Raw genomic sequence first — 22505 nt, 5'->3', positions numbered from 1 at the left:
CATCAAAAAATGAAACGGTTTCTGCGAAAAGAGTTGCCAACTGGCAACCCTTTTTTGTTTTTTCTTCTGCGGAATAGTGAGCCTTCACGCTCAAAAAAATCAAACCGTGAAACGTGTTTATTCCCGGCGAACGATCGCACCAAAACAATGCAAAAATGAAACCCCAAACGAAAGGGCTTTTATTTTGTCCCGCTGATCGGCAGCTCAAAGACCCACGTCGTTAACGCTTGGGCGATTCAATCGGTATCAGATCATACAGATCGAACTTCCCAATGATATTGACCACGAGTACTTTCACGTTTGGTTGATGGGCTCTCAATGCTTTGATTTCGGGTCTTCATAAATTTGAAGCTAATCTCATTGCGATAGAAATCAACCATCGGCGTCATCGCCAGTGCGCGAGCGGATTCCCGCAAGGTACGGCCAATCACGCTCCTAAGGATCAACCTGAAGATCACACTTCGACTGGATAAACTCAAAAATTGGACGGAAAACCTCAAAGCACTCCGAATCCAGTGTATGCACCACATTTTTTGAAAAGTATGTTTTGTCTCCATCCGACTTGAAAACTATTTTGCTACCGCCAACACAAGGCTCCTCTTCGTAATAATCCTCCGTTCCTTTTTTCCCGTAAAAAAGATGCTCTATCTCACAACACGAATCGCCGCCAAAAGTGCCGGTTGGTGCGGCCGGGCTAATTACTTGCCTCTGAATTTTAGGATGTAAGGGCACCGGCAGCATGATGGCAAAAGACTCTCCGCCAGCCCATTTCTTAATCATGCCCAACAAAGGGTCAGCCGCAATGACATCACCGTTTAGCCCATTCCATTGATTGAAAGCCTTATCAAAATCAAACAGAGCAAAAATTGGCAAGCCACCCATCTCGGTATGTATACGGTTGTCCGTTAACAACTGATTGATATAGGTACAACTAAATGCATAAAAGGGGATAAAAGGCATCTCCCTCTCATACAGCTTGTACCAAGCAGCCTTGAGGATAATGGGATCGGTACTACCTTCGGTGAATAGCACCGGCTTACTTTCGATCTGCACAGCATTGATTATGCTAAGTAATTGCTCCTGTTCGGAGTACTTGATCAAGTCCGAACTGAGCTTCTTGATGGCAATGTTTTTTGGCAGATCGTAGCAACTGACCTGGTTATCCTTGATATCGAAGAACTTAATTTTCTTTTTGTCGTGTGAAATCAGCGTAACCGCACTGTGACTGCTCATCAGCACGTGATTGTTCTTTGCTACAATGTCAGTAATGTCGAAAACCTGCTTAAGGAAGTCGAACTGCCATTCGGGGTGCATGAAAGCATCGGGTTCATCAAGCAGGGTCAAGCAATTACGGTCTTTGAAAAGTTCGACGATGGCGTAGATGTACACTGACTGAAACTGGCCATCGCTGAAATGAGAGACCGTTGCATCGACTCCGCTGGTCAATCGTAGCGGTATGGATATGTCGGCCAACATATCCAGCGTTTTGAGGTTGTCGAATTGGCGAAAAATATCGGCCGCCCCAATACCCGCAAAGCATTGCTGGAACAATTCCAGATTAATACTGAGTCGATAACAATCGGAGGCAGCGTCATATAAGTCAGCGTGCCTGAACTCGCCCTTGATGCAGCTTGCCAATTGGTTAACAAACTCACTGGTAATGCCTTTCGCGCCCCAGTAGTGGGTGCGCGGATCAAAGTCCTCAATACCCTCCACTTTCAAGGCTTTCAAACTGTTAGTTGCGAATTCCGGGCGACTGAGTTCTACTAGAATCTCTGTTCCTATCGATTCTATGCCCAGCTTCTGACGAGTGAAATCGCTGGCTTTGTTACCTTTTGGCTGCGCTAAAAGTACCGCTAGCAACAGAGACTTGTACTCGGGGCCGATGCCTATAAAGCGTCGACTGTCGTCAAGACTTGCGCCCTGAATGCGTTTACGGAACGAGATTTCATAGCGTGCCACCAAACCAGATACTGCAATGTTGTGACCGGAGTAATAAATCAAAACATTGTCAGGCAAAGGGGTTTTGCCGAGTGTCTTGCGATCTGCATCTTCATTGATCTTGAGTTTGCCATCTCCCCATTCGATGCAAATGTCCTGCCCATCGATCTCGTAGGACACTACGTAGTCAAAAATAATGCTGTTATCGGGCCTGCCGAATTCGGTCAGATGGCGAAAAATTTCGATCAGAGCTTCAAACAGATTGGATTTTCCACTGCCGTTCTTGCCAACGAACACGTCAATGAAGCTGTCGCCGTCAAAGCGCAGCTTGAAGTCACACAAATTCTTGTACTGACTGATAAACACAGATTTCAAACGCATAGCACGCCCCTCATGCCTGCGCCATCATGGCATTCAACAATGCAGACTGCTTCTCGGTCGCCGCGTTGATCTGCTGCTTCAACGTATCGCACAGCGCCATTAGCTGGTCGACTTTGGCGACGATGCGGTGTTGCTCGGCAAGGGGCGGCAAACAAACGTTTATCGACCAGAGCTTTTCTGAAATGAGCTTACAAGTGCCATGACTGGAGCGATCAACAAGTTCAACAGCCATGCCCTTCATAGCCTGCAAATAGAACAGCATGTAATTTTTAATTTCCGACGGGACAACGAGCGCTTTCATGTCTTGATTGATCGTCACATCGCTGGTGGTCAACGCGACAGGAAACGAATGGATCAGAATCATTCCTCTGACCACCATCAGTAAGCTGCCTGTCGGTACAAGTTTCAGCGCTGTTTCTTGAACTGCTTTAGCGCTTACATGGTCTGCGGCATCACCTATCAATGCGCGCTTCATATCTTTTGGGGAAACCCATGGGATATCGCCCACCCAATATTCCGGTTTAGCCTTGCTTGGGGTAGCTCCGCCAAGCACGGGCCCTAGCTTGCCGAGTGGAACATTGACCCATCCTGCCAGCGCGGAGGGTTCTGCATTTATACCTTCGCGTTTGAGCAGTTCGCTGGCGGATTCGTCGCTGGGGTCTTGGGGAACGAGTTTGCCCTTGACGGCCAGTTCCAGAAGGGTTTGTTTGAGGGCGTCGATGCTGGGTTCGGTGCTGAACAGGGTGTGGAAGTGTTCGGTGAGCCGTTGCCAGTTGGCGGCAAAGTCGGTGGCATCGTTAGCTTGGGTCAGGCTGCCGAGAAGGGCTTGCACCAGTTGGGCGTGGGCGCTGACGGCGTGGGCTTGCTGGGTTTCCAGGCGGTCGCACAGAGCCATCAGCTCATCGACTTTGGCTACGATACGGTATTGTTCGGCGAGTGGAGGCAACGCAACAGGAATCTCTTTGAGCCGAGATGATTTTATCCCCGTTGCTGTCATTCCTGTTGCAGCGTTGAGGAGTCGCATCTGAAAAGCAGTGGACATGATTGCTAGTTTCAAAAACGGACCAATTTGTAGCTCGTGAAGCTGAAAGCAGATTACCCGCTGGGCTAGTGCAAATTTCTCTGAAATATCAATGAGCGCAATGTTGCCCATTGGGGCTTCGGTTGTAAAAAGCATGTCTCCCAGCCGAGGGAGGCCTCTTGTCATCCATGACATATAATCTTCTTCTGCGATGAACTCCTGCGGGTCACGACTGATGAAGCCTACCCGTACATTCTTTGCCGTGATAAGTGGGATACCGGTTGTTGTTTTTGTAGGTGTTCTCCCTCGGTAATCAATAAAACGGGCAAGATTTCCAAGGCGGGAATATACCCAACCGCTGTTCAGTTTAAGGTAGTGCTCATCTTCCGGCACATCGTCTCTTGCGGTGGTGCGCAAGCCATCCTCTGCTACTAACCGCGTCTTTTCGTTGGCAATGCGCTTAAGCAAGTCACTGGCGGGCTCATCGCAGGCGTCCTGCTCCACCAGTTTACCGCGCACGGCCAATTCCAGAATCAGCTCGCGCAACTTCTTGATGCCATTGGGCGCACCGGCCAGCAGAGGCAGGTTATCGGTGAGCAGCGCGGTCATGCCTGGCGCTCCAGGGCTTCAGCCAGAACGGCCTTGAGCTGATCGCGAAGCTGGGTGATTTCGGCCTGCATCCGGTTGTAGTCGCCCAGCAGTTCATCCGGATCGTGGCTGACTTGCTCGCCGATATGCGGATTTTTGCAGTCGAGGTTGTAGTTGCGGGCTTTGAGGTCGTCGGCACTAACCTTCCAGGCGAACGGGCCTTCGACGCGGGCGGCAAAACCGTCTTCCGCGTTTCCCCACCAGGCTTGCTCGACCATGAACTCTTCGAAGCGCATGGGTCGGGTTTTGCTGTAGTTCTTTACGCCGGCTGGGTACTGGTGCTCGTAGAACCAGGTCTCGCGGGTCGGGCTGCCTTTGCTGAAAAACAGCAGGTTGGTCTTGATGCCGGTATAGGGGTTGAACACGCCGTTGGGTAAGCGAACGATGGTGTGCAGGTTGCACTCGTTGAGCAACTTTTCCTTGATGCGGCTCTTGATACCTTCACCAAACAGAAAGCCGTCAGGCAAGACCACGGCGGCGCGGCCACCGTCTTTAAGCAGGTGCATGATCAGCACCAGGAACAAATCGGCGGTTTCACGAGTGCGGAAGCTGGCCGGGAAGTTGCTCTCGATACCGTCTTCCTCCATGCCACCGAACGGCGGGTTGGCGACGATGCAGTCGACCCGCTCCTTGGGGCCCCAGCTGATCAGCGGGCGGGCCAGGGTGTTGTCGTGGCGGATCTGGCTAGGCACTTCGATGCCGTGCAAGATCATGTTGGTGGTGGCCAGCAAGTGCGGCAGCGGCTTTTTCTCGACGCCGAAGATGCTGGCTTGCAAGGTACGTTCGTCATCGGCGGTGTGCACATAATGTTTGCGCTTGTACTCGATGGTGCAAGTGAGGAAACCACCTGTGCCGCAAGCCGGGTCCATAACTTTTTCGTCGATTTTTGGGTCAACCATGCTGACCATAAATTCTGTGACGGGTCGTGGAGTGTAGAACTCGCCAGCATTACCGGCGCTTTGCAGGTCACGCAGCAGTTGCTCGTAGAGGTTGCCGAACTCGTGGCGCTCTTGGGATTTATTGAAGTCGACGCCGTCCTGGATCTTGTTGATCACCTGGCGGATCAGCTGGCCGGACTTCATGTAGTTGTAAGCATCTTCAAACACGCCGCGCACCACATAGGCGGCCGGGGTAGCGTTATAGTCGTGGACGTTTTGCAGGGTCGGGAACAGCTGGGTGTCGATAAATTCTTTTAGCTCATCGCCGGTCATGCCCTCCGGGTCGGCGGCCCAGTTGCGCCAGCGGACGCTCTCGGGGATTGGTGAGCGGTAGTCGTCGCTAAGCAGCTCCCACTCCAGCTCACGGTCGTCATAAATCTTCAGAAAAAGCATCCACACCAGTTGGCCGATACGCTGGGCATCACCGTCGACACCGACGTCTTTACGCATGATGTCTTGAATGGATTTGATCGTGCTGCTGATGGACATGCGTCTTCCTTAAAACGGGCAAGCCTGAGCCTTGGGGGGCTCAGGCGTAGAGAGTTTGTTCGAGTTCGTGCAGGGCTTTGTTGTAACCGGCCCTGCCGCCAAAGGCTTTGACCAGCTCAATCGGCGCGCCGATATGGCTGAAGGGGGCGAGCTGAAGGATTTTAATGTCTTCGATATGCTCGATGCCGGTGTCGGCGTATTTATCCAGCAGCGCTTCAAGCACTTGGCGAGCGGCCCCGGAGTATTTGCCGAAGTAGTTACATTTTTTAACCTGCGCGGCACGCTCTTGGCGCGACAGGGCTGGCTGGTCGAAGGCAACGTGGCAGATCAGGTCGAATGGATCGAGGGGCTGGCCGTGTTTGGCTTGCACCTCTTCGGCCAGCGCCTCCCAAAACACGCCTTGGACTGCGAGTTCCTCGATGATGGCCCTCTTCTGCTCGCTGTCGCTCCAGCGCCGCAGGAAGTCGTCGAGTGAGGCGAAGTGTTTTTTCACGCAGGCGCGGGTGTAGTCGCGCAGCGACTCGGTGATCAGCTTACCGTCAGGGCCGTAGTACTGCACGCGCTCCGCAATCACCGAAATCGGAATATTATCGATCACGTACTTGAGGCGTTTTTTGCCGCCCTTTTCATCTTCGCCAAAGGGATCGACCTCCTGGCCTTCACCTGCACTGATTTCATCACCTGCCGGCACTTCGTCTGGCGGCACGGGGGATGCATCGCCTTCGGGGGCGTAAATCACCACCGGCTCGCCATCGAAGGCTGGATCGGCAAATAGCTCGGTGGCTTTTTTGAAGTCCATGATGGTGAACCAGAACTTGTTGTAGTCCTCGTTGATGCGTGTACCGCGACCGATGATCTGCTTGAACTCGGTCATGGACTTGATGTGCTGGTCGAGCACGATCAGCTTGCAGGTCTGGGCATCGACGCCGGTTGTCATCAGCTTGCTGGTGGTGGCGATAACCGGATAACGCTCTTCGGGGTTGATGAAGTTATCCAGCTCGGCCTTGCCCTCTGGCTCATCGCCGGTAATCCGCATGACGTATTTTCGGTTTTCTTGGATGCGCTCAGGGTTGAGGTTGACCAGCGCTTGGCGCATGCGCTCGGCATGGTTTATGTCGTCGCAGAAGATAATGGTCTTTTGGAATGGGTCAGTGGCCTTGAGAAAATCTGTGACCTTCTGCGCCACCATGCGGGTGCGCGCCTCGATAACCAGGGTGCGATCCATGTCTTTAAGGTTGTAGATGCGGTCCTCGATCAGCTCGCCATTTTTATCGAGCATGCCCTTGGGCGGCCGCCAGCCTTGCAGGTCTTTGTCGAAGTCGATGCGTACTACTTTATAGGGCGCGAGAAAGCCGTCTTCAATACCTTGCTTAAGTGAGTAGCTGTACACCGGATCGCCGAAATACAGGCTGCTGGAAACTTCTTTGGTCTCTTTGGGCGTGGCGGTGAGGCCGACGTGGGTGGCGTTGCCGAAGTATTCTAGAATCTCACGCCAGGCGGAGTCTTCGGCGGCGCTGCCACGGTGGCATTCGTCGATAACGATTAGGTCGAAGAAGTCGGGGCTGAACTGTTTGTAGACGTTGCGCTCTTCTTCGCTGCCGGTGACGGCCTGATACAGCGACAGGTAAATCTCGTAGGAGGTGTCAATGTTCCGGTTGCTGATTTTGGTCATCGCCTGGCCGAACGGCTTGAAGTCGTTATTCTTAGTTTGATCAACCAGGATGTTGCGGTCGGCAAGAAACAGGATGCGTTTCTTCTGCTTGGACTTCCACAGCCGCCAGATGATCTGGAAGGCGGTGTAGGTTTTTCCCGTGCCGGTGGCCATCACCAGCAGAATGCGTTGCTGGCCTTGGGCCATGGCCTCAACGGTGCGGTTGATGGCGTTGGTTTGGTAATAGCGCGGCATGCGCCCGGAGCCATCGTCGTAATAAGGGGCTTCGATCCTTTGCTGGGCCGGGCCATCGAGGCCCTTCCATTGGCAGTAGCGCTGCCAAAGCTCGGTTGGGCTGGGGAACTGATCGAGGGTTAGCTCGGTTTCCACCAGGGTGCCGGTGCCACTACGGTCATGGAACAGAAAGCCGTCGCCATTACTGGAGAACACAAACGGGATGTCGAGCGCCTCGGCATAACCCAGCGCTTGCTGCATTCCGTGGCCGAGTGAGTGGTTGTTGTCCTTGGCCTCAATCACGGCGATGGGCAGGTTGGCTTGGTGATACAGAATGAAGTCGGCGCGCCGAGACTCGCCACGGATGTGCAACTTGCCGCGCACGATGATGCGGCCTTTGGTAAAGCTGACTTCCTCGCGAACTTGCTTCTGAATGTCCCAGCCGGCCAGGGCAATGGCCGGGGCGATGAACTTAGTGCAGATGTCTCGTTCGGTGAGCGACTTCTTGTTCATTACCCCAAATCCCTTTCATGCCTGCACGGGTCACCAAGCGGGCAACACTGATGTTTGATGGGTTCAAATATACCTTGTTAGGCGTTAGTACAGACTGACCAAAGGCAACTTTTGCTGCTTATCACTCAAGGGCTTGCTGGATAGCCGTATTGCGAGGTAAGTTTCAGTCGTCGTGATCCCATTAGGGTCGATATTGGGCCAGTGCGCTTGAGTCGACTGGCACCGTGTGTTGCCCTGAGAACACAGCGGACTTCCTTAAATTATTAGGAGACCGCCGTGGTCACTCAGTCAAAAAACCTCTTCAAATCCCGATCCACGGCCTTTGAACGCCAAGACGGTCGCTGCTTTTATTGCGACTATCCGATGTGGCGCGGCGCTCTCGAACCTTTTGCCCGCCTTCACAGCCTCACCCCTGGCCAGGCACGCCAGTTTCAATGCACAGCCGAGCATCTGGTGGTGCGCCAGGATGGTGACAAAGACGGGGTCGGCGATATCGTTGCGGCTTGTTGGACCAGCAACCAGCGACGGTATAAGCGCAAGTTCGCGCCAGAACCTACAGCTTACAGAGGGTCCAAGGCCAGATTAGCCGTGGAGGGTGGCATCCGGGCATGGGTGTGCGCAACACCGCTCAATTACCTAGCTGTTAGGCGCGTGAGTGCAGCGTTCCGCCATTCCTACAGGCTAAGCTCCACTGTCAGCACCTTGATCACCACCGCTGCACAGAACCGCCCCACCGCCGTCAGCGAGCGCCAATACCTAATCGGCTCCGTGAGCAGATCGGCAGCCATTTGGCGCCAAGGCGCAGTTCCAGGCGCCAGGGTCTCCTGCGCGATGGCTTTCTTCATGTCGTGCCCCTCCAGCGCGACGGTTTAACCATAGCCCAGGGTACTGGTAGTGCGCAGCATGCCGCTCTGGTGCTCAGCATCCACTCGGCATGTCACCAGCGCCGCCCCGACTGTGGGGCTGATTTGACGTAACGTCCAACTACGCGCAGCCGCTTGCACTGCTGGGGGGCCGCCTCAAGTGAACTCATTCGGCGCCTATCCAATCTGTTTATTGAGGCAGGGAAGGCAGCCATGTGTTTTGACATGCACGGTATGTAGGTACACCTCCACCATTGATACCAGCTCGGGATCAGACACGGTCACCACCCCCAGAAAGGCATCACCTCCGAGGATACAAGCCGTTTGCTCAGGTGGATAAGCTCGCTCACTGAACCCATGCTTTGGAAAAGTTCGTCTGCCATCAAGCTCGACCTGCGGGGTTTTCACATGGTCCCATACTCGGTGATGCAGATTTGTTTTTGGTCGCCTTGCCGATATAGATAATCTCGCCCTCCGGCGAGCCAAAAAAGTACACCCCGCTCTTGGAACCAACGCCATCACCGGTCGCGAGGAGGCCTAAGTGTAGTGGATCGAACCAGTTCCCTATGGCCGGTCTATTTTCGCCAAACGCGAAATTGACCGTGACATCGAAAAAGAGGCTAGGGAGGCTATGAATCAGGCTTTCTAGGGCGGCATAAGCTTGTTGAAAATTCAACGATTTCTCCAGGTGATCAGTCGGTCGCGGTAGGGACGGCAGTTACCTGCCGCCCCCCGCACAGATCCGTACGTGCGGAACTACCGCATACGGCTCCTGCCTTGGGTACGTGACGCAAAGCGATCCTCAGGATAAGGATGTGCATTTCTGGGTCTTGGTATATAGAGGTCGGCAAGGCGTCCGTAGCGTGACCATTGAAGCCGATGACGCTGGCTGCGACGTTTGAGGGCTTGCCGCCATAGACGGCATACCGCCAACCGAAAACCGCCAAGACGTATCAGGTTTCCCGGCACTGCGTGGTAATTGAAGTACCCACTGACAACCCGGTTAAGCCACTGACCCACGACCCGAACAGGCTCATGACGTCGGCGTTTCAGCTCATCCCGGATAGCCAGTAGCGTTGCACGCATTCGCTTCTTGACCGTCAGTCGCAGTATTTGAAACCCACCGCTTCTGTTGGTACTACAACAGTGCGTGAAGCCCAGGAAGTCAAATGTCTCCGGTTTACCTAAACCTCGCTTTCTACGATTTCTTGCAGCAAAACGACCAAACTCAATCAGCCGTGTCTTCGAAGCGTTGAGCGATAAACCGAACCTGGCCAGCCGTTCCCGCAATTGCTCCAAGAACTGCTGAGCCTGCCATTGCGTCCTGAAACCCACCACACTGTCGTCCGCGTAACGCACGACAATCACATCGCCACGGGCGTGGCGCTGGCGCCACTGCCTTGCCCATAGATCCAGCACGTAGTGAAGATAGATATTCGCCAGTAACGGCGATATCACTGCGCCTTGGGGAGTCCCCTTGGTCGCAGCCACCCTACGGCCATCCTCCATAACACCCGCTTGAAGCCATTTGCAGATCAGTCCGAGCAGGCGCCGGTCTGCAATCCGGTGTCCTAGAAACATCAGCATCCATTCATGGTCGATCTCATCAAAGAACGACGTGATATCCGCATCCAATATCCAGTTCACCTTCTGGCCCTTCAGCGCGACCGTCAACGCATCCAGCGCATCGTGCTGACTACGTCCCGGCCGAAACCCATACGAGAAACCTAGAAAGTCTTCTTCGTAGATCGCATTCAGAACAGTGACAACTGCCTGCTGTACGATCTTGTCCTCCAGAGAGGCAATGCCCAGCGGACGCTGCCTGCCGTCGGCTTTGGGAATGTAGACCCGCCGCGACGGCGTTGCTCGATAGGCTCCACTGTGGAGCCTTGCGTGCAGATCGGTTACCCGCTGGAGAAGACCTTCCTCATATTCTCGCCACGACATGCCGTCCACGCCCACCGCCGCATCGCGGCGAAGCGCATAAAAGCTCTGCGCCAATAATTGCGGTGTGATGTGGTGCAGCAATGCCGTGAACTGCATGCCCTTATCCCTTCGGGCTGCTTCACGTACACCTTCAAGTCCCATCGACGCGCAACTGATCTGGCTCTGTGTCCGGGGCGCGGGGGACGTGTCGGTGTTTCCCTTGGCTACGTCCCTTTCCTCCACCATCTCCGCAGGGCTAAGCCCCTTGTTCGATGGCTTCTCAGGTACTACGGACGTATCCGACTTCTCAGCGACGTAGACAGCAGGGTTACGGCTTTTGGCCTTTCCTACTCCGCCCGGTGCTTGCGCACCGGGCATCGCTGAGATCTCCCAGTTTCTGTGCGAAGGACTTCCCGACGTGCACAGGGTCTCCGACCGCGCGGGATCAGAGCATGACTGGCGTATAACGCCATGCTCCATATTGCCTTCTGCTTCGCATAACAGCATCGGCATCCCGGATTCCTGATTACGCGGCTCAATGGCTGGCCCATCGGTTTCCCCTGTCAACGCTTCACCCTGCACCTCACGGTGCAACATGCATGACTCGGGGTCTGGTTGATTCGCCATTTCTTACCAGTATCGAACTTTCATCGACTATCCTCCGCCAGCTTTAACTGGCGCACTAAGCGTCCGGCGAAGTCACCTACCCGATCCCAGCGATAAGGGCGATGTTGTCCACTTAAAAATACGTGGACACTATCGCCCCTATCATCAGGATTGCCATGCGCCAAAGAACCTCTTATCCCAAACCCTTTAAAGCCCAGATCGTCCAAGAATGCCTGCAACCTGGCGTGTCGATGGCCAGCGTGGCCCTGCGTCACGGCATTAACGCCAACCTGGTTCGAAAGTGGATACCTGCTTATCGTGATCATCAGGCGCCGGCTTTGCCTGCTTTTGTTCCGATGAAGCTTGCGCCCGCAACCCAGCCCGATCAGCAGATGTCGGTCAACATCGAGGTTCCTTTCGGGCCGCAAAAACTCACTGTGAAGTGGCCATCCTCAGATCCTGGCGGGTGTGCTCGTTTTGTCCGAGAGCTTGCCAAGTGATCCGCATCGATGCCATCTGGCTCGCCACCGAGCCCATGGATATGCGTGCCGGTACCGAGACCGCGTTGGCCAGAGTAATTGCAGTATTCGGTGCGGCGAAGCCGCACTGTGCTTATCTCTTTGCCAATCGACGTGCTAACCGAATGAAAGTCCTGGTTCATGACGGGATTGGTGTTTGGCTGGCTGCACGGCGGTTGAACCAAGGCAAATTCCAATGGCCAGGCATTCGGCAAGGTTGCGAGATGGAACTGGATACCGAGCAACTTCAGGCCTTGGTATTAGGTCTGCCTTGGCAACGTGTTGGCGCTGGCGGCACAATCACACTGCTGTAAAAACTGTAATTAGCTTCTTGGCCTACTGCCGCAAGCGATCTGCTTTGGTAAAATCCAAGGCATGACTTCTTCGCCCAATATCGATCAGATGACCCCCGACCAACTGCGTGCATTCGCTGCGCAGTTGATGTCGAAGGTCGACACCATGGGCAGAAAGATCCACCGCGATCAAACCATCATCGAACAACTGACCCACGAGATCGCCATCCTCAAGCGGCACAGGTTTGCCAAGCGCAGCGAGCAGATCAGCCCTGAGCAAGGCAACTTGCTCGACGATCTGCTCAACACTGATCTTGAGGCTATCGACGCCGAGTTGAAGGCCCTCCGACCAGCTCCCGCTCCAGAAGAGAAGCGCCAGCAACCCAAGCGTGCGCCGCTGCCACCGCAGTTTCCACGCACCGTAATTCATCACGAACCGGAAAACACCCAGTGCGCCTGCGGCTGCCAACTTCAGCGCATCGGCGAGGACGTCAGCGAGAAGCTGGATTACACGCCGGGCGTGTTCACCGTCGAACAGCATGTGCGTGGAAAATGGGCCTGCCGTCAGTGCGAAACACTGATCCAGGCACCGGTGCCGGCCCAGGTAATCGACAAGGGAATACCTACAGCAGGTCTGCTCGCTCACGTAATGGTGGCGAAATTCGCCGACCACTTGCCGCTGTACCGGCAGGAGAAAATCTTTGGCCGCGCCGGCTTAGCCATCGCGCGTTCAACTCTCGCGCAATGGGTTGGGCAGACCGGTGTACAGCTTCAGCCATTGGTTGATGCCTTGCGAGAAGCTGTTCTGGCCCAACGAGTTGTCCATGCTGACGAAACTCCGGTGCAGATGCTTGCGCCCGGGGAGAAGAAAACTCACCGCGCTTATGTCTGGGCTTACTGCACCACGCCGTTCTCGGCGCTTAAGGCAGTGGTTTATGACTTCAGCCCGAGCCGCGCCGGTGAGCATGCACGTAACTTCCTCGGCTCGTGGAACGGCAAGCTGGTGTGCGACGATTTTGCTGGCTACAAAGCCGGTTTCGAGAAGGGCATGACCGAAATTGGTTGCATGGCCCACGCACGCCGCAAGTTTTTCGATCTGCACGTGGCGAATAAAAGTCAGTTGGCAGCACAGGCACTGCACTCGATTGGCGGCTTGTACGAAGTTGAACGCCAAACGTGCGAGATGAGTGATGAGGATCGCTGGCGGATACGGCAAGAAAAAGCTGCGCCGTTAGCGAAAGCGCTGCACGACTGGATGTTGGCCCAGCGCGATCTTGTACCCAACGGATCAGCGACGGCCAAAGCCTTGGATTACAGCCTTAAACGCTGGGTCGCGCTGACGCGCTACCTGGAAGATGGGGCCGTGCCCATCGACAACAACCCAGTCGAGAATCAGATCCGGCCGTGGGCGCTCGGGCGTTCAAACTGGTTGTTTGCCGGGTCGCTTCGCAGCGGCAAACGAGCGGCGGCGATCATGAGCTTGATCCAGTCAGCGCGTATGAATGGGCATGATCCGTATGCCTATCTCAAAGATGTGCTGACGCGGTTGCCGATGCAGCGAGCGAGTGAGATCGACCAACTGCTGCCGCATCAGTGGGTATCTGCCTGAGTCATGCAAGGTGACTTCGGCGGACGCTTACGATCAGTCCAGGGCTGAGCGAAAGCGGCGTAACGATTCGCGTCCATAAATGCCATTTTACGAGACCGCGCTCCAACCTGTTCCACTGCGAGCAACGCACCACGAGAGGTCGGAATGCCTACCTCTCGGTCAATTTCACGTCCACTCACATCACTCAAGCATTTAGAAACATCACCACTTCGATAGCTCGTAGCGGTGACACTGGGTAACCCATTTTTTCGTTGATCGAAGAGTGAAGGCCCGGAAACCGTTCGTCCTTTCGAAGCTCACTCAACTGGCCCAGATACTTCAAATAAGCCCCCGTATTGTTCACTCTGTACTGATGAGCCGCATGACCATGAATAAAGCGATAGATTTTCGAATCCCAAATAGCGAAAGCATCGGGATTAACAAAGTGCAGCAGCTTGGATGCCCCTACCACCGAATTGTTGACTAGCGCCGCCAGCTCGGACAATTCGCATTGATTCAAAACGCCATTGACACGCGCTTTGTTGAGTAAGTTGGCTCCTTGCTGCAATGTCCGTTCAGCCGTTGGGTACAGATCCAAGATGGTCGGCATCCAGCCGTACACGATGTGCGCTCCGCAGACAAAATCCCGCTCGGTTAAGGCCGACTCTGTCTGCAATTGCGCGAGAATATGCGGGTAAGATCGAATGTAGGACTTCTTACGGTCTACCTTCGTTTGAGGCTCCAACAGAAATATGTCCTGCATTGGTTTGGGCTCCTGATTAACGTGAGTCGTGTTTAGATAAAGCGGGCTTCGAAAGGTAAATCAACGGCGAGTCGCAAAAAAATCAACCGCGACACAAGTTGTCGTCAAACGGCTTAGGCTAGGAGATCAACAAACAAGGAGCCTCACCTGATGAAAATTTATTCAGCTTTTATGCAGCGCGTGGTCGCCACCGCAGGCCCCCAGGCCAACTTCAGCATCACGGTGCAAGCCGTGACTTCAAACATGGCCAAGATCACCGCCGAAGCCCAGTACCCTGGCTACAAATGCATCAACGCACCGACGCAAGTTCGCTGAGAGTACTACTCGATGCAAAACTGCGCCGCCCGTTGGAGCGGCGCACCGTCAGCTCTACACTCTGTCGCGCGTCATTGATCCACTCTTGACCACCTTACAAAGTGTATTCACCAGCGACATCTCCTCTGGTGTCTTGCAGCGGATGGCCGTCAAGGCTGGGCTGGCTATCACACAGGCCAAGGTTTTGGCGCGACTGACCGCTACATTCAAGCGGTTTTTTGAGTAGAGAAAACCAATATCACGAGGTAAATAGTCTTCATTCGAAGTGGCCATCGAAACAATCACAATTTCGGCCTCTTGCCCCTGAAACTTGTCCACCGTCCCGACTCGGGCGCCGGCCGGCAGCTCCCGCTTGAGCAATTGCACCTGAAGGTTATACGGTGCGACAACCAAGATATTGTCCACGTCGACTCTGTGCACTTCGCCATCCTTATCTACATAAGTTTGCCCTAGGAAATAGCAGTAGAGGTCGCGGACGACAGCGGCTTCCTCCTCTGAGCTTTGGCTATTGGCATCGTGCTCCACCGCACAAAAATACAGCCCGCAATCGGGTATCTCTGGACGCTCGCCATCTAGCACCAGTACTTGTCGCTCGGTTCCCGGGGCCGATGTTAATTGTCCGTCGTACACCGCATCGGAAATAAAGGAACACACCTCAGGGTGCATACGCCATGTCTGCGCCAGGAATACCCCACGATCCGTGGGAATCGTGGCCACGCCATCGAGCAGATAATCCAGAATCGAATCTCCTGAGCGCCCTGGGTGCGCCCCCTTAATCGGTTGCGATAACTGCATCTGATCGCCCATCAGCACCAAACTGCGGGCTGACATCCCCATGGCCACGAGGTTGGCCACACTGACCTGACCAGCTTCGTCAATGAACAGGTAATCCAACGCTTCGCTAAATGCTTCATCCGCGAACAGCCAAGCAGTACCGGCGACAAGGCCTGCTCCCGAGTTCCATGCGGCCAACAATTTCGTATTGTCCTCTAGGGACGTGATGCAGCGCCCGGCAAAACGACTCTCCTCAGCCCCCTGAGTGGATTTTTTCAAGCCGACGAAGTTGAAACCAGACGCCTCAGCACAGGTTTCTATCGCTGCAAGCAAGTTGTTGATCGCGTGATGAGAGTTAGAGGTAATCCCGACCCGCTTGCCAGCTTGCAGCAGATCAACTATCAGGTAAGACCCCGTATACGTTTTACCAGCACCCGGAGGCCCCTGAATGAACAGCACACTATGGTCGAGGTTACGCACCACCTGCTTGACTGCATCGAGAGGATCCAGTCCAGCCGCTAAAAGGGCCGTCCCGGCTTCCAAGCCAATCACTCTGGGTGAGCGACGAAACAAAAAGTCCTCCACCGCTTGAAAATGCCCACCACCTGCCAGAACCGCATCGGCGTAGCGGAATAATGCTTCGCGAATAACGTTGCTATTAATTGGCCCACCGGGTCCCATATCAAAGTCTTCGGGAGGTTGCCGTTCGGCAGTGGCCTTAAAGGTCGCCAATCGGTTTTCCATGTCCAATTCATGCAGAGTAATCGCGCTCAGTGTTTCGACCACCATTCCCTGCGACCCGATACGCAGCTTGGTCTCCTGCTCGGGGAAGCGGTATTGATAAAGGAATGAGCGCTTTTCCGGTACGGGTGGCTGTGTCGTGCGTGTCAACCCAGCCAGGCTCTCGATGTCCTCAAGAAGCTCATCCCTCGCCATGTCCTGACGCTTGAACATATCCCACCACACCGGCTTCTCGGTGCGCCGATGAAAATCAAGCAACTGAAAAACCAACGCCCTGACAAGCGCCTCGTCATCCCACTGCGATTCATCCTCCGGCAACTGACCAATAAGGCGCTGACGATAACTTTCCAGGCGAATCTCCTGTTCGCTGGCCCCTACGGCAACAGGATCAACTTCGACGGTCCCCACATTCTTCGCGGCAATATTGCTGCCAGCGGGGTTGATCGAAAGCAGCCAGTTACGCAGCAAGTAAGTGGAGCGCACATCATCCTCGTTGTAGCGCTCAATGGTTTCCAACAGTTCAGCATCACCGCTCTGCTTCCAACGCTCATAAAACACGATACTCGCGCCGGCACTGGTCACCTCGCCAACCCGTCTTTCCATGTAGAAATGTTCGATGTACTTGATCGAGTAGCTCGGTTCGGAAACGCGTATCGCCTCCCGCACCACTTTATACAGATCGATCAACTTGCCGTTCCGCAGCAACCAGTCGACTTGAGTCTCACGGGTGCCGTGCTGGCTCATCAAACGCTTGATCGCTGTCTCTTCGTAGCTGGCGTAGTGATAGATGTAGGCTTGCGGATAGCGCGCCAAATGCGCCATCAAAAAATCGATGAAAGCCTCGAATGCTAGTTTTTCTCCTGAACGAGAGTGCCCCCAAAATGGCATGAAGCGTTGGCTCCCTGACTCATCAATGTACAAGCCAAATAAATACTCCAAACCACCCTCTTCAAGCGGATCGCCCTCCATATCAAAAAACAGATCGCCTTCCGCTCGTTCAGGCATACGGCCGAATCCACGTAGCCCAGCCTGCGGAGGCAACAGTTCATAAATTGGTGTGTCGCTATGACGGCCTTGGTGTTGCAAACGGGCTTGATACCTCAATTTATTCAAGGACTCGCCGTTTAGTTTGGGAATTGAAATACGTTCCGGAATGTTGGCCAATTGCTCCAAGGTCTGAACACCGGCGCTTTGCAATTTTTTGATTTGGGACTTGCTGATATTCGCGACCGCAGACAAATGATCATCTTGCTCGCGTCGAATGGTACAAAGGTCGCGCCATCCGCAAAAGCGGCAATGATCACAAGAGTCAGGATAGGTGATTGACGGTTGTGGGGCAGAGACAAAAGCGTCGAAGCGCTGAAGAACCTGATCGAGATAATCGGAGTAATCTGCCACACGAAATGGCCGTTCGCTCCGCGCTGCATCACCGAGCACAACATGCATGAAGTGAGGACGAATACCTTGCAGTGGAACCAGCAGCTGGGAGTACAGCGCTAACTGGACAATGAACTTTGCTTTGGGTGTTTTCGCCAGTTTGGTATCGATCACTTCGTAGCTGTAATCACCAAGATCTGAGGGCAGTGCTACCTTTCGGAGAAAGTCGGCATGACCAATAAAAACATCGTCCTGTAACGTCGCCTGGAAAATGATATCGGCACCGGCCTGCATCGCTTCCCGTGTCAACTCGACCTTCTTTGAGATAGACCGCGCGCCGCTCGCAGCGATATCGACCACGAAGGGATACGCGAGCTTCAGCCGTTCAAGATAGGCCGCCTCATGCTCAAGTCCCTTATCCTGAATCAGGCGGTTTTCTTCCGTTTCTGGTGCCCTCTCCATAGTCGATAGCAGATGGGCCATATCAAGAGCCGTCAGGTGCTCGCATTCTAGAAAACCGCAGAGATCTGAAGCGGAGTAAAGCCGGACACCATCGACGATTTGCATACACACTCTCCCTTGCAGCGAACTGCCCCTGCATGGCGAGGCGCCCATCGTATCGAGTGCCAGAAGGCTCTCCATAATCCCAGCTAACTAAACGCGCGGAACGAATTACTGCACTAACGAAAGTTTTCTCTGGAGCTGCTCGACATGGGCGCGTTCAGCCCGCAATCCCGCAGTCAATTCCTTTCTTTCCAACTCCAGCTGTCGAATGACTGCGCCGATGTTGTTCAAGAGGTTGCGCAGCACCATCAACTCCCGCTTTTGCACATCAATATGCTGCCACTGCAACCACAGCAATAACGCCATGACTGCCACCATGAGCATCGCCCCTCCCATGCTCAACCAATACCAGCTCATCGCATCCATTTTGTAGCTTCCTTCGCTTGTTCGACGGTTACAAGATATGTAGTCTTTTATGACACGTCGATAATGTTTGCCTGTACAGGTAAACAAATGGAACAGGTACTCAACCGATGAAACGTAAGCAGCAGTTAAATCAGATTCGCTGGGATCTGGCATTACGCTACCGACTCATCGAGACCATTGCCTGGTGGGAAGGCCGCCTGACTACTGGTCACCTGATGCAGAGCTTTGGCATCAGTCGGCAGCAAGCCTCAAAAGACATCAACACTTACCTGACCGAACATGCGCCTAAAAACCTTACATATGACAAACATCTGAAAGGCTACAAACCAAGCAAAGTGTTCAAACCGCTATTCATCGATGGAAGCGCCAGTGCTTACCTGCACCTGCTCAACCAGAATCGGGAACGTGCCGCGCATATCGAAGGACTGGCCTTTGCTTATGCGCACACTGAACTGCTGCTCATCCCTGATCGCAGCATTCGCCCCGAAATATTGCGACCGATTTTGCAGGCCTGTCGTGAAGGTCTACGGCTTGAAACGGACTATGTGTCCTTGGCCAACCCCAAACCGGAAACACGCGTGATCGTGCCGCACACACTGGTATTTACCGGGATGCGCTGGCACGTACGCGCTTACTGTGAAAAGAATGGTGACTTTCGAGACTTTGTTCTGAGTCGCTTTCGCGGCGTACCGGATTTAATCCATGCGTCCGATCATAAACGTGAGGCCGATGTGGATTGGATGGCCGAAATAGATGTGATTTTTGAGCCTGATCGAAGGTTAAAACCTGAGCAAAAGCTGATAATTGAAGCAGATTACGGCATGCAAAACGGCCAACTGTTGATACGCACCCGAGGGGCGTTGGTACAGTACATTTTACAGCGCTATCAAATAGACCCCACGAAAATACAGGCCAAAGCAGCGGCACAACAGATAGTGGTGGCAAACCTGGAGGAGCTTGGGCGCTGGCTTTACGTTTGATGATTCGAACCTATTTTGCGTAAACCCCACAGCTCCTCCCCCCTTCAATACTGCACGAGCGTGTAGTATCGAAGGGGCTGCAAGAATGCTGTTACACGTCAAATCACGCTTAGCCCTTTGAGTACCAGTGTTGTAGCCATCACTAGACTAGAACCGGCAAGAGCCACCAGCAGGCGATTAGTACGCGACGAATAACGTGCAAAGCGGTTTTCCTGAACCACTAATCGCTCTTTAAACTCCAGCACCTCACGTTCCAGCACCTGAATGGCCTGAGCGCGTGTGAGATCACTACGACTGCTTTTTTGTAGCGTCTCCAGGATCGCTCGAATGGCGTTGTCTCGTTTCTCACTCAGCACATTTTGTTCATTGAGCAGCTCGTTCAGGCGGGCTATTTGTTCAGCATTTTGGGTCAACGATGTATCGACTGCTCCCAAATGCAGCTCCTGACGTGCGATTTCCTCCACTTTCAGCGATAAAGTAGATTGTATCGCTTCAATGTCACCGCTGTTGCGCTCAATGGTTTGCGCCCGCTCCTGATCGACACGACCGTTTTCCTGCAACTCCACCAGAATGGTTTGGATAGCATGATCCTGTTGTTCATCAAGGGTGCTTTTTTGATTGAGTAAAGTATCGATGCTGGCCAAGCGTTCAGTCTTGAGTTCGAGCGCGGTCTTGATTCTGTCGATATCCTGACTTTGTTGTGTGTCCAGCGCGTTCTTTACCGACAGGGCACTCTTGACCTCTTCAATGTTCTGTTTATTGAGTTCAATACGGTCTTGAGTAGACTTCGAACCTTCGGCAATTTTTCGAAAAATGGATTGGGCTTTGTCCGCAAAACCCTGGCCAGTTTCGGAAAGCTCTTGGAAACGGCCTTCGCTATCCGTCCAGCCCATTTTGGCGCGCTCTTCCAGCTCGCAGATTACTGCGGCAAGGAACGAGTAGCTCATAGTGTTGAGGGTAATGACCTCTTGAATTAAGCCCAGCATGAGGTCGTTGATTTTGTTCTGAGACTTGGAGATGTCCACCAAATCGGTTTTAGCACTGGAGAAGGTGCTTTTGAACCAGCCTCGATTTTCTATAGCGCTAACATGACTACTGGCATTTTCGATGCTTAACTCAATATCCTTGATTACATCCAGAAGACCTGAAGCGATGTTGACTGGGGTCAGATCTTCCTTGATTATCAGTTCTTGCGCGCTCATTAAAATAGCTCCAGTAAATCATCCAGGCTGTTTACAGAATTTCGGTAGTCGTTTAGACGGTGTTGCGTTACGACTTTGGCGTCTTTTACTTCGAGCCAGTCGCTTTCGAATTGTGCTCGCATGACTTGAGTCGAGACAATCATGTGGCTGTAAGCCCTATCGATCATCACTACTGTTTGCTTGACCCTCAACAGATTGACCTGCTGACCACGATGGGTATCGGCCAGCGCCTTGTTGCGAAAAGCGATACCACTTTTTAACCGGTCAAAAGCTAAGACGGTGAAAAGCGTCAAGGCACCGGTAATGACACCGGTAATAACCGGGGCCAGTGTCGCAGCAAAAGGCAGTAGCAGTGGTACGGCTTCCAACGCTTTCTGGATGACCTCCTCAAGCGCAATACCGAGACACAGCACGACAGTGCCCGAGAGAATTTTAAGCACCTCCATGGCTATATCGCCACGGGCCATGCTTTTCGGGGGGGAAACAATCACTTTGATCGCCCGAACAATCGAAAGTATCGCTTCCCGAAGCATCCGCACCACATTTTTTGCGGTAGTGATAAAGGAGTTGATGACTAACGTGATCAAATTTGAGAGAAAGCCCGTTAGCCCCGCGCTAACACCTTCTTTCAGGTATTCCGCCCACTTCAACTTAATTTTTTCGTAAGTCGACTTGATTCGCTCTTCAGCCAAAGTTAGCAGCGATTTGGCGCCATCAAAGCCTTCTTTGACCAGATACCGTACATCCTGAATCAAACCTTCGATTAGATCTTTGAGCAGTAAACCCAGTACTTGTCGAAGGGCAAGCTTACCCGCCGCAGCGCTGCCCTCGATCAGTAATTCGCCCATTTGCTTGTCAAAGACAGCCTTTTTTTGTACCCCCTCCACTGCTTTTTTGGACTTCTCGTAGGCCGTATCTATTGCCTGCGGATCCAAATCGTAATATTCAGCGTTGGTCTTACTCGGGTCTTGACTGTTTTTTCCTGCCGCCCACACTTTCAGATCGGACTCTTGTTTCGAGGAGTTCATATTGAAAGATGTCAGGACGACGTTTTCTTTTTGCGTTGCTGTTGCCACACGCTCTTCACGTGTTTGTGCCAGGTGACCACGCGTAGACCTCTCGATTTCGCTGGCGCTGGTAACGTGATCCCGTGCAGTCATTCTCGGGCCTTCGGCAAACTCCGTCTCAGGCTTCTTGTACGCGTCGTAGAACTTGCCGTCGGCACTACTCATGTCGGAGTGGGCGGCATCCATCGCAGCATCGTAATCCTTGCGTTGAAACGATTCCTTTTGGGCCTCCTGCCAGCCCGCATGACGTTTTTCATCTGCGTCGTTGGCGACGACCCCTTTTTCGAAGTTATGCAGAGATGTAATGGCGCCGCCATCGCGATCCTCGAACATCGCAGCAGTCAATCCGAACGGCCCCATCAACTGATCGATCATCATCTTTTGAAACGAATCGATGAAGTCTGTTTGTTGCTGCCCATTTGGTGCAGCATTTATGTCTCTGATCAACGCCTCAACGTCCGCGTCGATTTCGATAATCATTTCTTGCATGCCGCTCTGCATTGTAGTGATCTCAAAATGCCATGCCTCTAACAATATCCATATGCTCGTCATGGTGTCTAGCGCTGTCTTGATCGTTAGGAGCATCCAATCAAAGACATAAAGCCCGAAATTTAACCCGCCATCGGTCTAACCTTTCATAAACCGAAGCCTGATGCTGGCCACACTTTGCTTGTCCTCCGCCAAGAAAGGGGCTGGGTTCAAACAGAGTTTTTCAAAGCAATGGCACTCATTCGTGAGTGCAGTTA

17 protein-coding genes are annotated in these 22505 nt (G+C 53.3%); 5 read left to right on the top strand and 12 right to left on the bottom strand.

The window, feature by feature from the left end; translation table 11 throughout:
* Window positions 1-435: 435 nt before the first annotated feature.
* The 7 genes from ACYZTX_RS12635 to ltrA all read right to left on the bottom strand — a co-directional run bounded on the left by ACYZTX_RS12635 (window position 436) and on the right by ltrA (window position 11202).
* A complete protein-coding gene (locus tag ACYZTX_RS12635; RefSeq protein ID WP_462034301.1) occupies window positions 436-2322 on the bottom strand; it encodes an AAA family ATPase in 1887 nt (628 codons plus the stop codon).
* A 10-nt stretch (window positions 2323-2332) separates the two neighbouring features.
* Window positions 2333-3952 (bottom strand): restriction endonuclease subunit S, encoded by a 1620-nt coding sequence (locus tag ACYZTX_RS12630; protein WP_462034300.1) that lies wholly within the window; start codon window positions 3950-3952, stop codon window positions 2333-2335.
* Window positions 3949-5418 (bottom strand): type I restriction-modification system subunit M, encoded by a 1470-nt coding sequence (locus tag ACYZTX_RS12625; protein ID WP_462034299.1) that lies wholly within the window; start codon window positions 5416-5418, stop codon window positions 3949-3951. The genes ACYZTX_RS12630 and ACYZTX_RS12625 overlap by 4 nt, the downstream gene beginning before the upstream one ends.
* Window positions 5419-5458: 40 nt before the next feature.
* On the bottom strand, window positions 5459-7816 hold the full coding sequence (hsdR, locus tag ACYZTX_RS12620; protein ID WP_462034298.1) for an EcoAI/FtnUII family type I restriction enzme subunit R: 2358 nt from the start codon (window positions 7814-7816) through the stop codon (window positions 5459-5461).
* Between the two features lie 674 nt (window positions 7817-8490).
* Window positions 8491-8661 carry a hypothetical protein gene (locus ACYZTX_RS12615; RefSeq protein WP_462037133.1) on the bottom strand — a complete coding sequence of 57 codons (171 nt, stop codon included), beginning with the start codon at window positions 8659-8661 and terminating at the stop codon, window positions 8491-8493.
* A 400-nt stretch (window positions 8662-9061) separates the two neighbouring features.
* Window positions 9062-9355, bottom strand: coding sequence for a hypothetical protein (locus ACYZTX_RS12610; RefSeq protein ID WP_462034297.1), 294 nt, complete (start codon window positions 9353-9355; stop codon window positions 9062-9064).
* 80 nt (window positions 9356-9435) lie between these two features.
* Window positions 9436-11202, bottom strand: coding sequence for a group II intron reverse transcriptase/maturase (gene ltrA / locus ACYZTX_RS12605; RefSeq protein WP_462032462.1), 1767 nt, complete (start codon window positions 11200-11202; stop codon window positions 9436-9438).
* 185 nt (window positions 11203-11387) lie between these two features.
* Between ltrA and tnpA the strand changes: the two genes are divergently transcribed.
* From tnpA to tnpC, 3 genes are all read left to right on the top strand, one after another.
* Window positions 11388-11711 (top strand): IS66-like element accessory protein TnpA, encoded by a 324-nt coding sequence (tnpA, locus tag ACYZTX_RS12600; RefSeq protein WP_462034296.1) that lies wholly within the window; start codon window positions 11388-11390, stop codon window positions 11709-11711.
* Window positions 11708-12043 carry an IS66 family insertion sequence element accessory protein TnpB gene (tnpB, locus tag ACYZTX_RS12595; RefSeq protein WP_462034295.1) on the top strand — a complete coding sequence of 112 codons (336 nt, stop codon included), beginning with the start codon at window positions 11708-11710 and terminating at the stop codon, window positions 12041-12043. The genes tnpA and tnpB overlap by 4 nt, the downstream gene beginning before the upstream one ends.
* Before the next feature lie 61 nt (window positions 12044-12104).
* The gene (gene tnpC / locus ACYZTX_RS12590) at window positions 12105-13631 is read left to right on the top strand and encodes an IS66 family transposase (RefSeq protein ID WP_462034294.1); all 1527 of its coding nucleotides are present in this window, start codon (window positions 12105-12107) and stop codon (window positions 13629-13631) included.
* A gap of 184 nt (window positions 13632-13815) precedes the next feature.
* Here tnpC and ACYZTX_RS12585 read toward each other — a convergent pair whose 3' ends face one another.
* Complete coding sequence (locus tag ACYZTX_RS12585; RefSeq protein ID WP_462034293.1) at window positions 13816-14373, bottom strand: hypothetical protein; 558 nt, start codon at window positions 14371-14373, stop codon at window positions 13816-13818.
* Between the two features lie 150 nt (window positions 14374-14523).
* On the opposite strand from ACYZTX_RS12585, the gene ACYZTX_RS12580 reads away from it, so the two are divergent.
* Window positions 14524-14688 carry a hypothetical protein gene (locus tag ACYZTX_RS12580; protein WP_019692636.1) on the top strand — a complete coding sequence of 55 codons (165 nt, stop codon included), beginning with the start codon at window positions 14524-14526 and terminating at the stop codon, window positions 14686-14688.
* Window positions 14689-14742: 54 nt separating this feature from the next.
* Here ACYZTX_RS12580 and ACYZTX_RS12575 read toward each other — a convergent pair whose 3' ends face one another.
* Both ACYZTX_RS12575 and ACYZTX_RS12570 read right to left on the bottom strand, forming a co-directional pair.
* Window positions 14743-18147, bottom strand: coding sequence for a TM0106 family RecB-like putative nuclease (locus ACYZTX_RS12575; RefSeq protein WP_462034292.1), 3405 nt, complete (start codon window positions 18145-18147; stop codon window positions 14743-14745).
* A 105-nt stretch (window positions 18148-18252) separates the two neighbouring features.
* Entirely contained in the window at window positions 18253-18510 is a 258-nt protein-coding gene (locus tag ACYZTX_RS12570) for a hypothetical protein (protein WP_462034291.1), read from the bottom strand.
* Between the two features lie 107 nt (window positions 18511-18617).
* Here ACYZTX_RS12570 and ACYZTX_RS12565 point away from each other — a divergent pair, with 107 nt between their 5' ends.
* Window positions 18618-19490 (top strand): helix-turn-helix transcriptional regulator, encoded by an 873-nt coding sequence (locus tag ACYZTX_RS12565; protein ID WP_462034290.1) that lies wholly within the window; start codon window positions 18618-18620, stop codon window positions 19488-19490.
* Between the two features lie 98 nt (window positions 19491-19588).
* Here the strand turns inward: ACYZTX_RS12565 and ACYZTX_RS12560 are convergent, their stop codons facing one another.
* Together ACYZTX_RS12560 and ACYZTX_RS12555 are read right to left on the bottom strand one after the other, a co-directional pair.
* A complete protein-coding gene (locus ACYZTX_RS12560; protein ID WP_462034289.1) occupies window positions 19589-20692 on the bottom strand; it encodes a hypothetical protein in 1104 nt (367 codons plus the stop codon).
* Entirely contained in the window at window positions 20692-22248 is a 1557-nt protein-coding gene (locus ACYZTX_RS12555) for a hypothetical protein (RefSeq protein WP_462034288.1), read from the bottom strand. The genes ACYZTX_RS12560 and ACYZTX_RS12555 overlap by 1 nt, the downstream gene beginning before the upstream one ends.
* Between the last annotated feature and the right edge of the window lie 257 nt (window positions 22249-22505).

The organism is Pseudomonas sp. MDT1-17 (assembly GCF_054898105.1).
Note: the sequence above shows the minus strand (reverse complement) of the source record. Positions and strands in the feature narration are given on the sequence as shown.